The 13,600-nt window shown below is 61.9% G+C and carries 10 protein-coding genes; 6 read left to right on the top strand and 4 right to left on the bottom strand.

The genetic code is table 11. The annotated features are described in order from the left end of the window. Positions 1-68: 68 nt before the first annotated feature. Both RIN13_RS01565 and RIN13_RS01560 read right to left on the bottom strand, forming a co-directional pair. Positions 69-704 carry a ScbR family autoregulator-binding transcription factor gene (locus RIN13_RS01565; RefSeq protein ID WP_309105573.1) on the bottom strand — a complete coding sequence of 212 codons (636 nt, stop codon included), beginning with the start codon at positions 702-704 and terminating at the stop codon, positions 69-71. A 231-nt stretch (positions 705-935) separates the two neighbouring features. Continuing rightward, positions 936-2,462, bottom strand: coding sequence for a leucyl aminopeptidase (locus RIN13_RS01560; RefSeq protein WP_309105572.1), 1,527 nt, complete (start codon positions 2,460-2,462; stop codon positions 936-938). A 304-nt stretch (positions 2,463-2,766) separates the two neighbouring features. Here RIN13_RS01560 and RIN13_RS01555 point away from each other — a divergent pair, with 304 nt between their 5' ends. The 4 genes from RIN13_RS01555 to RIN13_RS01540 all read left to right on the top strand — a co-directional run bounded on the left by RIN13_RS01555 (position 2,767) and on the right by RIN13_RS01540 (position 8,078). Continuing rightward, positions 2,767-3,705 (top strand): PAC2 family protein, encoded by a 939-nt coding sequence (locus RIN13_RS01555; protein ID WP_309105571.1) that lies wholly within the window; start codon positions 2,767-2,769, stop codon positions 3,703-3,705. A gap of 35 nt (positions 3,706-3,740) precedes the next feature. Next, positions 3,741-5,075, top strand: coding sequence for an MFS transporter (locus RIN13_RS01550; RefSeq protein WP_309105570.1), 1,335 nt, complete (start codon positions 3,741-3,743; stop codon positions 5,073-5,075). Positions 5,076-5,176: 101 nt separating this feature from the next. Then, positions 5,177-6,472, top strand: a complete 1,296-nt coding sequence (locus RIN13_RS01545; protein ID WP_309105569.1) for a DUF4192 family protein — start codon at positions 5,177-5,179, stop codon at positions 6,470-6,472. 298 nt (positions 6,473-6,770) lie between these two features. Next, on the top strand, positions 6,771-8,078 hold the full coding sequence (locus RIN13_RS01540) for an RNA polymerase sigma factor (protein ID WP_309105568.1): 1,308 nt from the start codon (positions 6,771-6,773) through the stop codon (positions 8,076-8,078). A gap of 196 nt (positions 8,079-8,274) precedes the next feature. Here the strand turns inward: RIN13_RS01540 and RIN13_RS01535 are convergent, their stop codons facing one another. Then, positions 8,275-8,496, bottom strand: coding sequence for a hypothetical protein (locus tag RIN13_RS01535; RefSeq protein WP_247044971.1), 222 nt, complete (start codon positions 8,494-8,496; stop codon positions 8,275-8,277). A gap of 223 nt (positions 8,497-8,719) precedes the next feature. Here RIN13_RS01535 and RIN13_RS01530 point away from each other — a divergent pair, with 223 nt between their 5' ends. Together RIN13_RS01530 and RIN13_RS01525 are read left to right on the top strand one after the other, a co-directional pair. Next, positions 8,720-10,828 (top strand): DNA topoisomerase IV subunit B, encoded by a 2,109-nt coding sequence (locus tag RIN13_RS01530; RefSeq protein ID WP_309105567.1) that lies wholly within the window; start codon positions 8,720-8,722, stop codon positions 10,826-10,828. A gap of 199 nt (positions 10,829-11,027) precedes the next feature. Next, positions 11,028-12,563: a M28 family peptidase gene (locus tag RIN13_RS01525; protein ID WP_309105566.1), complete on the top strand. Its 1,536-nt coding sequence runs from the start codon at positions 11,028-11,030 to the stop codon at positions 12,561-12,563. A gap of 44 nt (positions 12,564-12,607) precedes the next feature. Here RIN13_RS01525 and RIN13_RS01520 read toward each other — a convergent pair whose 3' ends face one another. After that, the gene (locus RIN13_RS01520) at positions 12,608-13,597 is read right to left on the bottom strand and encodes a M56 family metallopeptidase (protein ID WP_309105565.1); all 990 of its coding nucleotides are present in this window, start codon (positions 13,595-13,597) and stop codon (positions 12,608-12,610) included. Between the last annotated feature and the right edge of the window lie 3 nt (positions 13,598-13,600).

The following is a 13,600-nucleotide window of genomic DNA, read 5'->3' as shown; positions in this document are numbered from 1 at the left end:
GTACCTAGATGAGGATATGTGCATCCGGCACCTAAAACAATATGGTTGACCGGTTTACGCGCGGATCGTTATTCAGCTGAGATAAGAGCCGCGAGAGCCATGGGGTCTTCCTGATAGTCCTCGTGCATAATTCCGGGCAAAAGGATGGACCACATCTCTTCGATGCGTTGCATGACGTCCCGTCTGTCGGTCAGGATCCCGGACACCATCTGGACCCCTGTGAAGGAAGCGACCAAGTAGCGTGCAAAGGCGGCAGCAGTAACGGAGGACCGTATGTGCTTCTCCTCCCGGGCCTGTTCTGCCAGATGTCCCATGGCGTCGATCCAGTCTTCATAGGGCCCGCGCACGGGTTGCCCGAAAGCCGTCGCTTCCAGGGTGAGCCGGATGCCCGCCCTGACTACTGGTTCGTGGATGAGCTTCAGTCCGAACGCGCGGCACATCAGGATCATCGTTGTCAGTGCCGGACGGCTTTCCGCCAGGATGGCCTGGCCCTCCGCGAGAACTATCCGGTGCTGTTCTTCAATCACTGCACGGGCAAGGTCTTCCTTGCTTTGGAAATGAAAGTAGAGGGCTCCCTTAGTTACCTTGGCCGCCTGGGACACCTGGGTCAGGCTGGCGTTGCCGTAGCCATGCTCTTCAAAGACGGCAGCCGCCCCTGCAATGATCGCCTCGCGGGTTGCTTTGGCGCGATCCTGAAGGACCATTTATTGACCTCAACTCTGTACGAAGCGTTTTTCCGGGGAAGTTACCCGCCCCGTGCCTGCCGGCGGACTTCTGATCCTAACAACATGAATGTTTTAGCTTGGACCCTCAGTTTTAGAGACGCTCAAGCGGTTTCTGGCCGGTGCCTCATCAAGAGGACCAGCCCGGTTGGCAGTCGGGTGTGCCGGTTGCAGTCATTCCCGGAAACCGGCACACCCGGATCAGTAGTCCAACTAGGCCGACGCGGCCAGGAGATCCTCGGCATAGGCAACCAAAGTCCGGACGGTGCAGCCGGTGCCCTGTTTGGGGGTATAGCCATAGGGACTGCCGTTGTTAAAGGACGGGCCGGCAATGTCGATGTGGGCCCACGGAATGGGCTCGCCGTCCTTGCCCTTGCCCACGAACTCCTGCAGGAAAACCGCCGCGGTCATCATGCCACCGTGGCGTTCACCGATATTGGCGAGGTCGGCAACCTGGGAGTCCAGGCTGGGGCGCAGTTCTTCGGGCAGCGGCATCGGCCAGACCAGCTCGCCGGCGCGGTCGGCGGCGGCCTTCAGCGGCGCGGTGACACTGTCCGCCCCCATGACGCCGGCCGTCCGGTTACCGAGGGCGATCAGTTGCGCGCCAGTCAGCGTTGCAACATCAATGATCGCGTCCGGGTACTCCTGGCTTGCCGCGACAATGCCGTCGGCCATTACCAGGCGGCCCTCGGCATCGGTGTTCAGGACTTCGACGGTCTTGCCGCCAAACATCTTCAGGACGTCAGCGGGACGGGAGGCAGCGCCTGAGGGCATGTTCTCGGCGATGCACAGCCAGGCGGTTGCCTTGACAGGCAGGCCCAGCCCTGCGAGCGCCAGGACTGTGTTGAGTACGACGGCGGCGCCGGCCATATCGCTCTTCATGTCACCCATGCCAAGGGCCGGCTTGATGGAGATTCCGCCGGTGTCGAATGTGATGCCTTTGCCTACCAAGGCAATTTTCGCCGTCGCCTTCGCGGGCGAATATTCAACCTTGACCAGGCGCGGTTGACGGGCAGAGCCCTTGCCTACGCCCATGATGCCGCCGAAGCCTTCCTTCTCCAGACGCTTTTCGTCCCACACAGTCACCTTGACAGGCAAACCCTTGGACAGCTCCTTCGCCGCCTCTGCGAAAGACTCCGGGTAGAGGTGGCTTGGAGGCTCGTTGACCAGGGACCGGGTTGCATTGACTGCCTTCCCGATGAGAGATGCCCGTTCCAACGCCTGGGGGAGCTCCTTGTCGCCAGCGAGGTCGGTGAAGATGACGGCGGCCTTCACCGGGTCCTTGAGTCCATTTTTCTCGGAACGGTGATCGGTGAAGGAGTAGGCGCCGAAAGAGGCACCTTCGGCGATGGCAGCGACGTCGGCCAGGGCCGCCGTCGGGAACGCAATAGTGACGCTGGAGAGCCCGGCGAGCTGGCGGACAGCTGATCCGGCCGCCCGGCGCAGTGACTCCTCGGAAATCTTCTGGCCGTCGCGCACCTTGCCCAGGCCTGTCAATACCAGCACAGAGGCACCTGTCTCCGGAAGGCCCGGAAGGCGAATCAGCTGGTCTGCGGCTCCGGTGACCCCAAGAACCTTCAGCGATTCGGCGAGGGTCTCGGCTGACTTGGCCGTCAAGGGGTTCTCCAGCAGGACGGGACCGTCCGGTCCCTGACCCACGCCGATGACAAGGGCTTCGCTGGGAAATTTTTTCAGGTCCCGGGCGATGGCGGTAAGTTTGATCTCAGTATTCTTGACCACGAGGATCAGTCCTCAATTCTCTGTGATTTCTTGGCAGGGGCGCATGTTGGGCGCCCCTGCCGGGGGACCGGCCAGCATCGGTTTGTGACGCAATCCGGAGTCTTCCGGCCGGATATTGGGCCAGTTCCGATCGTAGCCTCTCACCGGGGTTGGTACTGAACTCCGCGAGATGTGCGGCACATCGGACGGGAGGAATGCGTGGCGCTTCTTCGACGTTGTAAAGATTAGTCCGGCGTGCCGGTCCTCCGGCCCGCCGCGTGCGGTGTCATCCTCCTCCCCACCGCAACCGTGAAAGGAACATGCCATGCTTGAACGGATATCCGGCTCGCTGCTGGACCCCCATGCGCTTTATGCAAGCGACAGCGAACTGTTCCACGACCCCGCCAACCGCGGGCTGGACATGGTAATGGGGTTTACCGGCTTTGCCGATGCCGGTCATGTGGTCAAGCAGATCACCACCGAACTCCTCGAAACGTTGGAATCGGAACTCGTAGCAGTCTTCGACGCAGACCAGCTCATCGACTACAGGTCCAGGCGCCCCCACGTCAGCTTCGTCGAGGACCATTTGCAGGATTACCAGGCTCCGGGCCTCTCGCTGTACAGGCTTGTTGATGGTCTTGGAAAGCCGTTCCTCTTGCTGGCAGGGTTCGAACCCGACCTTCAGTGGGAGAGGTTCGCCCGCGCAGTCCTGCACATTGTGGAGCAACTTGAGGTAAACCTCGTCACCTGGATCCACTCCATTCCCATGCCGGTACCGCACACCCGGCCCGTAGGAGTAACGGTTCACGGCAACAGGCCGGAACTCATCGAGGGCATTTCCGTCTGGAAACCCACAGTTGAGGTGCCCGCCGCAGTTGGTCACATTCTCGAACTCAGGCTGACAGAGGCCGGGCGGAAGGTGGCCGGATACGTTATCCATGTTCCGCACTATCTGGCCGAGGCGGAGTACCCTCCCGCGGCTGTCGCAGGATTTGAATACCTCGGCGCAGCGATGTCGCTGATGCTTCCGGCGGACCGTCTTCGTGAAGCGGGCCGTGAGGTCGGGAGGCAGATTGCCGAGCAGATTGAGGCCTCTGAAGAAGTGCAGAATGTCGTGTCGCGTCTGGAGTCACGGTATGACGAGAAGGCCGAAGGCACGGTCCGCCGGTCGCTGCTGGCCGACGAAAACGACCAACTGCCGAACGCCGATGATCTTGGCGCGGCAGTCGAGGCCTATCTGGCCAGCAAAGAAGCAGGTCAATAAATACGACTTATCCGGCCCGCAGGCATAATGGAGTGGTGACTGCACCCCGCGCCTGGCTCATCTGGACCATTGGTGTCTTCGCGTATCTGGTAGCTGTCAGCCAACGGACGTCCTTCGGCGTGGTTGGCCTGGAGGCAACAGAACGTTTCCATGCCAGCGCAGCGGAGATTTCCTTCTTCACAGTCCTGCAGCTGCTCGTATACGCCGGCCTGCAGATCCCGGTCGGGATTTTGGTGGACAGGTTCGGGTCGAGGGCAATGATTGCAGGCGGCGCCATCCTGATGTGTCTGGGTCAGCTGCAGCTGGCATTTGCCGTCAACATTCCCGGGGGTGTCCTCGGTCGTGTCCTGGTGGGTGCCGGAGACGCCATGACCTTTATCTCGGTGATCCGGCTGATTCCGCTGTGGTTCGCGCCGGCGCGGGTTCCCCTTATTACCCAACTCACCGGGATGTCAGGGCAGCTCGGCCAGTTATTCAGTGTTGTGCCGTTCGCCCTGATACTTCATTTGGCAGGCTGGACCCCCGCATTTCTGACCTTGGCGGGAATGTCCGGAGTCGCCGTCGTCATGGCACTGGTCCTGTTGAGGGATCTGCCCCCTGGACATCCGCGCTCCGACAAAGTCCAGGGACTCCGCGCCACCGGTGCGTCCTTATCGCGGGCCTGGCGTCAACCGGGCACCCGGCTGGGGCTCTGGAGCCACTTCACTATTCAGTTCAGCGGCACGGTATTTGCCATGACCTGGGGTTACCCGTTCCTCATCTCGGCCCAAGGCCTGGACACAGGCGTGGTCTCCGTCCTGATGGCCGTCTATGTTGCCGCGGCAATGGCTACCGGCCCGCTCATCGGCAGGTTCGTCTCGCGGCATCCCTTGCGCCGGTCAACCATGGTGCTCCTGATTGCGGGGGCCACAGCGGTCGCGTGGGGGGCCGTGCTGCTGATGCCCGGCAGGTCTCCGCTATGGCTCCTGGCTGGATTGGTGGTGGTGTTGGCGATCGGCGGACCTGGCTCCATGATCGGCTTCGATTTTGCCCGCACGTTCAATCCTGCTCACAGGATAGGAACGGCAACAGGCATTGTTAATGTGGGTGGATTCATTGCAGCCCTTGTCTGCATCTACCTTGTCGGGCTGGTCCTCGACCTCCTTTACTCCACCGGATTTTCGCGGGGTGAACTGTACGGCCTTGAGCCCTTCAGGATCGCACTCAGCGTCCATTTCCTGATACTGGCGTTCGGTGTCAGCGCGGTCCTCGTGTGCCGGCGCAAGGTCCGGCGTCAGCTGGCCGCTCAAGGCGTGGTTGTTCCGCCGCTCCTTAGGTCCATGGCGCAGCAGCGGCTGCTGAATGCGGAAAAGCGGCGCACACCTGGCTAAGGTGTCTGCTGCCGGCCGTCCATTCCTCCACAAGGCGGTGCTGTCCACATAGCCGAAGGCAGGTCTCCCGGAGTTGGCGGTTGCTTCGTCAAGCTGGAGGCATGACAAAAGACCATCTCACTATCAGCGGTCCTGAAGATATCCTTGGCTTCATTCCCCACACCCTGGGTTATTGGCCGAGTAACAGCCTGGTGGCCATGACCATGCAGGGCAAACGCCTGGGGGCGACGCTTCGGGTGGATCTTCCGCCGAAGGATCAGGTGGAGTTCGGGCACTACGCCCAGACTGTGGGCAGCTACCTTGAGGCTGACGAGGCCGCAGACGGGTCTTTGCTCATCATCTTCAGCAACGACGGTTGGGGTCAGGTCACCGGGGAGACGCGGCACGATGTGTCCACCGCGCCCTATCAGAGTCCGGCTGTCCCGCACTCCGGGCTCCTTGCTGCAGTGGAAGAAGTCCTTGACTGCTCAGGCATGCCCGTCAGGGACGTGTGGCTGGTCGGCGAGGATTACTGGCGGAACGCCGACTGCGCTGACGATTCCTGCTGCCCGGAGCCGGGCCGGTCCCTGGATGAGATCCGCGACAGCCGGTTGAACGCTGAAATGGTCTTCCGGGGGAGCAGTATCGGCCCAAACCCGGACACTCAGGCGGGACGCATTTCCCAGGTCAAGCAGGGCCCTCCGGATCCGGCAACGGCAGCGGCCCAACTGGCATGGGCCGGCACGTTCGCCCGCCGCAGCGCCAGCCGACAGCAATTCGACGCCGTCCTGGGGACCTGGAATTCGGTTCTGGCCGAAGTGCCGGCACAGCCGCCGCCACCGGAGGTATCAGGCTTCCTTCGCGCTTCGCTCTGCATCCCGGCCTGGCGCGATGCCGTGCTCGTTATGGCCGCGGCAGGAACCGAGGCGGCAATTCACGGTGCTGCGGAATTCGGCGTTTTCCAGTCCGATGACGATGAACACTCAGACGGACCCTACAGCCCCCATGCAACCGGCTCACTTCCCGGCACCACTCCCGCGGCCGGACAAGGCCCGAGCGCAGAGGCAGCCCCACCATATGCAGGAGCGTCTGTTCCAAACTACGGCGAAGTGCTCCTGGGTTTGGCTCCGCGACTTCCGGACTGGACATCGATGGACAGGCTGGAAAGGCTGCTGGTGCACCTGGATGAACCGAACGGCGGGGAGGCTAGCGCGGCTGCCCTCACAGCGCGGGGGTGGATCGAATGGTGCCGGGGGCGGGGCTCATATGCCCATTCGCTGCTTGGGCAGGCAGCAGACATCCTCCCTGGCTACAGGCTCGCGGATCTGTTGAACGAAGTGGTGCAGCGGGGCACGGTCTGCGGGTGGGCGGCAAGGAGAGAGGCCGCCTGGCAGAAGATCTGTTCGGAGGCCGCCTGAGCAGTTGAGCTGTTTGCCTGCGAGCTTGCCTCCGAGCGGCTGCGGAAAATGCGGTAACAAGGGATTCATGAGGGGCCGATTCGGAAATCCGTGAGACAATGGTTGCCGAGACCCGGTTGGGTCCGTGAATCAGGTGCGAGCGGTGTACCCCGAAACGGGAACATTGCAGCCGCCCCGGCAGTTCTACTTAGTGGCCCTGCCGGCCGTGGTTGCGCCTGATGTGAATCACGGACTTGACAGGGTCATAGTGGTGTTGCCCGTATGGTGATTCCACAGACCGCCGCTAGAAAGGTTTTCTGTGACCCCGTCTTCCGCGAAGAAGGAACCCGCCGACCAGGCCGAATTGTCTCCAGAGGAGAAGAAGGCGGCCACGAGCGCGAAGCGTGCCGCCACCCGAGCAGCCAACAAGGCTGTCAGAGGCGGCGATGACACCGTGTCCGCAGCCGAACCCAAGAAGCGCGGGCCAAAGCCCGGCGCAAAAGCGGCAGCGGAAGCTGCCGGTAAGTCGCATGACGACGATTCCGATGACGTGGACGTCGAGGAAGACCTCGACGACGTAGTTCCTGATCCCTCGGAACTCACCGAAGAAGGCGAAGAGGGTGTCAAGGCTGCCGGTACCGCCACCGGTTCCGGATTTGTGTATTCGGACGCCGATGACGACGACGCCCCCGTCCAGCAGGTCATGTCCGCCGGCGCTACAGCTGACCCCGTCAAGGACTACCTGAAGCAGATCGGCAAGGTGGCGCTGCTGAATGCAGAGCAGGAAGTCGACCTTGCGCTGCGCATCGAAGCCGGACTCTTTGCCGAAGAGAAGATCAACGCCGATGACGGCAGCATGGATCCGAAGTTCAAGCGTGAGCTTGAGTTCGTGATCCACGATGGAAAGCGGGCCAAGAATCACCTGCTGGAGGCCAACCTCCGTCTGGTTGTTTCGCTGGCCAAGCGCTACACAGGCCGCGGCATGCTGTTCCTGGACCTTATCCAGGAAGGCAACCTGGGCCTGATCCGTGCTGTCGAGAAGTTCGACTACACCAAGGGCTTCAAATTTTCCACGTATGCCACATGGTGGATCCGCCAGGCCATCACCCGTGCCATGGCTGACCAGGCCCGTACCATCCGCATTCCCGTGCACATGGTTGAAGTCATCAACAAGCTTGCCCGTGTGCAGCGGCAGATGCTCCAGGACCTCGGGCGCGAACCCACGCCGGAGGAACTGGCCCTTGAACTGGACATGACCCCCGAAAAGGTCGTTGAAGTCCAGAAGTATGGCCGCGAACCCATCTCGCTGCACACACCCCTCGGTGAAGACGGCGATTCCGAGTTCGGTGACTTGATCGAAGACTCCGAAGCGGTGGTTCCTGCTGACGCTGTGAGCTTCACGCTGCTGCAGGAACAGCTCCACTCCGTTCTGGACACCTTGTCTGAGCGGGAAGCCGGCGTTGTAGCCATGCGCTTTGGCCTGACCGACGGCCAGCCGAAGACTTTAGACGAAATCGGTAAGGTCTATGGCGTCACGCGGGAACGTATCCGCCAGATAGAGTCCAAGACGATGTCGAAGCTTCGCCACCCGTCGCGGTCGCAGGTCCTGCGCGACTACCTCGACTAAACGCGGCGCCTAACGCAGCCAGCCTTCACGCTAATGGCCTCCGTCGGTATCACCGATGGAGGCCATTGCTGTTCCCGGTTGTTTCCACCCTGCTGTTTCGGCCACTCTGATTGGATGAGTCCCGCCTACCTTGGCCGGACCAAAAAAATCAGGGCCCCTCCACGATGGAGGAGCCCTGACGTGATCAGTGGAGCTGCTAGTCGACTGGAACCGGTTCCTTCTCGTGAAGCCGGCTCGTTTCGTCGTGCCAGTCGGAGCTCAGGGGCTTCAGGGTGGCTTCGACCGCGCGGGCGTGGTGGCCGCAGAACAGCAACTCACCGCCGGAGGAACCGAGAACAACCCGGACGTATGCCTGTGCCCCGCAACGATCGCACCGGTCCAGTGCGTTTAGCGTGCGGTCCGCTACTGCTGTTGTCATTTCGGCCTCCTTAGTAGATCGGTAACTCTATATAACCAGCATTCGTTGCTGATCCACGGCAAGGATTGATCAAGTTCGCTGTCCGCGTATCACAGGTGCGTAACGAGTCGTAGCGTTACGAGGCCTCAGGGGAGTGGCAAACAGGGGCAGGCGGGCGGGGCGACTACCCTAGAGAGAGCATTTCCACCCCTAGCTATTCCGTCACTGAAGGAGTTCACCACCCGTGACACCCAGTTCTGATTACACTGCCCGGCACCTCTCCGTCCTGGAAGGCCTGGAAGCCGTCCGGAAGCGTCCCGGCATGTACATCGGCTCAACTGACTCCCGCGGACTGATGCATTGCCTCTGGGAGATCATCGATAACTCAGTCGACGAAGCCCTGGCCGGTTTTGGCCATGACATCAAGGTCATCCTTCACGCCGACAATTCAGTGGAAATCCACGACGACGGCCGCGGTATCCCCGTCGACGTGGAACCTAAAACAGGGCTCAGCGGCATCGAGGTGGTTTTCACGAAGCTCCACGCAGGCGGAAAGTTTGGTGGCGGCTCCTACACCGCATCGGGCGGCCTTCACGGAGTCGGCGCGTCAGTGGTGAACGCACTGTCAGCCAGGCTGGACGCCGAAGTGGACAGAGGCGGCAAAACCTACCGCATGTCGTTCCGTCGGGGCGAGCCTGGCCGGTTCCGGGATGTTGGAACAAAGCCGGACCCGTCGGCCGTGTTCGAACCTTTCGTCGAAGACTCAGTGCTGGACATCATCGGCAAGGCCAAGCGCGGAGTTACCGGGACGCGGATCCGCTACTGGGCCGACCGTCAGATCTTTACCCCGGATGCTCGTTTTTCCTATGACGAACTCGCTTCACGCGCCCGCCAGACGTCATTCCTTGTCCCCGGACTGAAACTGACAGTCCGGGACGAGCGGCGCCTTCCCGGTACCCCTGGTGAATCCGGGGCACACGAGGAAGTGTTCCACCACGACGGCGGCATTTCGGAGTTTGTGGAGTTCCTCGCTGCTGATCCAGGCGTGACAGATGTCTGGCGCCTCCACGGCTCGGGCAAGTTCAAGGAGACAGTTCCGGTCCTGGATGAACGTGGCCACAGCCAGCTCGCAGAAGTGGAGCGGGAATGCGAAGTGGACGTTGCCTTGCGCTGGGGCATTGGCTACGACAGCACCGTCCGCAGCTTCGTGAACATCATTTCCACGCCAAAGGGCGGAACCCACCAGTCAGGCTTCGAGCAAGCCCTGGTGAAGACGTTCCGCAAGGCTGTTGAAACAAATGCCCGCAAGCTCAAGGCGGGGAACGACAAGATCGAGAAAGACGACATCTTCGCAGGACTGACGGCCGTCCTGACGGTACGCCTGGCTGAGCCGCAGTTTGAAGGCCAGACCAAGGAGATACTGGGTACCTCCGCAGTCAGGGCGATTGTGGCCAAGGTAGTGGAGAGGGAAGTGACGGCGCGCCTCAACTCCGCCAACCGCAACGACAAAGCCCAATCGGCGCTGCTGCTGGAGAAGATCGTCAGTGAGATGAAGTCGCGGATCTCGGCCAGGGTGCACAAGGAGACCCAACGACGCAAGAATGCGCTGGAGACATCCTCGATGCCGACGAAACTCGCTGACTGCCGGACGGACGACGTCGAACGCTCGGAACTGTTCATCGTGGAAGGTGACTCGGCCCTCGGAACGGCCAAACTGGCTCGTTCCTCTGACTTTCAGGCCCTTCTGCCGATCCGCGGCAAGATCCTGAACGTACAGAAAGCTTCCGTGGGCGACATGCTCTCCAATGCCGAGTGCGCTGCCCTCATCCAGGTTGTGGGGGCCGGGTCAGGCCGCAGCTTCGACATCAGTGCTGCCCGTTACGGGAAAGTCATCCTGATGACCGACGCCGACGTCGACGGTGCCCACATCCGCACCCTCCTGTTGACGCTGTTTTTCCGGTACATGCGGCCGATGGTGGATGAAGGCAGGGTCTTTGCCGCTGTTCCGCCGCTGCATCGTGTGGAAGTCATCAGCGCCGGCCAAAAGGCCAACGAAATGATCTACACATATTCCGAAGCCGAGCTTCACGGGCTGCTGGCGAGGTTGGCGAAGGAAGGCAAGCGCTACAAAGAGCCCATCCAGCGTTACAAGGGTCTGGGCGAAATGGATGCCGAGCAGCTCGCTGAAACCACCATGGATCCGCGGCACCGCACTCTGCGCAAGGTGGGGATCGAGAATGCCAAGCACGCCGAGGAGACATTCGACCTTCTGATGGGATCTGATGTGGCTCCGCGGAAAGACTTCATCATCGCCGGGGCGGCAAGCCTGGACCGCGAACGCATCGACGCCTGAGTCCACCGGGGCGGCAAGCCTGGACCGCGAACGCATCGACGCCTGAGTCCGCCGGGGGTCTAAGCAAGGCCGGCCACTGGCCGCGTGTCGTGGCGGATGAGGTACTCCTCGTACAGCCGCGTATCCGATAGGGTCATCTCACCGCTCCGTGCAATGATGCCCGGACCCGGATTCCGCCTCAGAAATTCAGGAGACCCCTATGAAGAAGACACGGAATATGCGTCGCGCGGCTACAGCCGCAACGATCCTGGTGGCGGTGGGCTTTTCGCCGCCGGCCGTTGCCGACAACGGTACGGACACCGCGGCACTCCGCGACGCCGTATCTGCAGTGGCCATCATGGACCACCTGCAAGAGCTCCAAACCATAGCCGATGCCAACGGCGGCACGCGCGCGGCTGGGACGGCAGGGTACGAGGCCTCGGCGGTGTATGCGGAGGAGCAGCTGCGGGCGGCAGGGTATGAGCCTGTGCGGCAGCACTTCTCCTATGACCAGTTCAACGTGGATCCGGCGGGTACGGTGCTGGAGCGAATCCTGCCCACTTCGGAAACGTACACTGACGAAGGCGACGACCCGGATTTCGTCGTCATGACGTACTCGGGGGCGGGCGACGTGAGGGCTCCGCTCACCGCCGTCGATATAAACCTGGCAGGAGACCGCGCCGCAACCAGCGGTTGCGAGGGTGAGGACTTCGCAGGCTTCCCGGTGGGCAATATCGCCTTGATTCAGCGCGGTTCCTGTGACTTCCGGGTCAAGGTGGACAACGCGGCCGCAGCTGGTGCAGCGGGTGTCATCGTCTTCAACCAAGGCAATGACGTTCCTGACGATGATCGATTTGGTGCCTTCAACGGAACGCTCAATGCCCCTCAGGCCACCATCCCTGCTGTGGGTACGACATTTGCCCTTGGAGAAGAACTGGCCGGACTGACCGGCGTGACCATAATGCGGCTCGCGGTTGACTCGGCCCTGACCACCATCAACTCCTTCAACATCCTGGCGGACACGACGGGCCGGGCGGACCGCACGGTGGTCGTGGGAGCGCACCTGGACTCCGTTGCAGAAGGCGCAGGCATCAATGACAACGGAACAGGATCCGCTGCCATTCTTGAAACAGCCCTCCAGCTGGCTGAGTCGGGGGATCCCGAGAACAGGGTCCGCTTTGCCTTCTGGGGCGGAGAAGAGGACGGGCTCGTCGGATCGGACTTCTATGTCTCCCAGCTCTCGGCGCGCCAACTGAAGGGGCACGCTGTAAACCTGAACTTTGACATGGTGGGTTCCCCTAACTATGTGCGCTTTGTCTACGACGGCGACGGATCGGCATTCGGGGAAACGGGGCCTAACGGGTCCGCCCGCGTGGAGCAGGTATTCCTGGATTACTTCGCATCGCAGGGTCTTGCTACGGAACCGACGGAGTTCGACGGCCGCTCGGATTACTTCGGCTTCATCGAAAACGGCATCCCTGCCGGAGGCCTCTTTACCGGCGCCGAGGGAATCAAGTCAGCCGAAGAAGCGGTAGTATACGGCGGCGTCGCCGGTGCGCCATATGATCCCTGCTACCACAGTGCCTGCGATACGCTCAGCAATGTCGGTAAGACGGTCCTCGAAGAGATGGCTGATGCGATTGCCCACGCCACTCTGACCTTCGCCGAGACCTCCTCGGCGATCAACGGCACGTCCAAAGGCCAGGGCCAGGGCAATGTGGACCTGCGGTTCAAAGGGGACGCTGCGCTGAAGTAGGGGTTGCCTGCTTCCGCCCTGAAGACGTTCCCGGCCTGCCGGCGCTAGCCGAGCAGTCCGGGAACAATCAGTAAAGCCGTGGGAACAGCAAGGAGCAGCACGCAGGCTGCGAGAACCAGGCCCCGGAATGCAGCGGAAAGCGGTGGTTCGGCGGACAGCAGCCGGCTGACGCGCGTTGCCGTGGTCCGTGCCGACCCTGCACCGCCGGTGGTGCCCTCAGGCTGGGATTCGCCGTCGGACACAATCTGTCCGGTGAACCCGGAACCGGCGTTCGGGGCAGGAGCCGGTCCGCTTGCCACAATGGCGATTGCCTTGATGAGCGTGGCTTTGCTCTCCGTCTTAAGGGCGACGTCGTCGGCCAGCATTTCAATGAGTGAGTTGACTGCTTCCTGGGCCAGCCGAGTGGTGGGAAGCCAGGGGAGGGCCTGGCGCCACGCGGCGAAAGCCCACAACAGAAGGTGGTGCCGCTGGTTCAGATGCGCGTTCTCATGGTTGAGGACGGCTCGAAGCTCCGCAGGCTCCAGTGCGGACATCAGCCCGTCTGACAGGACGGTGACCGATCGCGCCCCGCCCGGAAGGCAATAGGCCACAGGGGAATCGTGACTGATCACCACTGTTCGGGGCCCATCCGCCGAGGGAGACGCAAGAAGCGCAAGGAGCTCCCGATGCCTGCGGCGCTGGCGTTCGATCCGGTAGTACGTGAGCAACAGGGTAAAAACCAGGTGCGCAGTCAGCAGGGCCGCAGCGGACAACGCGAAAATGTGCCAGAAGCCCAGCTGGGTGGTGGGAGCGTTGTGCAGGACCATGGCCGCCAGGGCGCCCAGTCCCGCCAGGAGATTGTCCCCAAGGGGTTCCAGGCCGTAAACCAGCATTGCGCCGATCATGGAGAGGCCGCCGGCCAAGGCTATTGCCTGCCACAACAGCATGGCGGTAAACGGCGAACGGGCAGGCCATCGCGCACGGGAAAGAAGGATAGGCACCGGCCACGCCAGCGCTATCGCCAGGACCGCCAGAAAATACGAGGTCCAGAACATGTA

The organism is Arthrobacter sp., assembly GCF_031179985.1.
Classification (GTDB): domain Bacteria; phylum Actinomycetota; class Actinomycetes; order Actinomycetales; family Micrococcaceae; genus Arthrobacter.
This window is presented reverse-complemented; position numbering and strand designations above follow the sequence as displayed.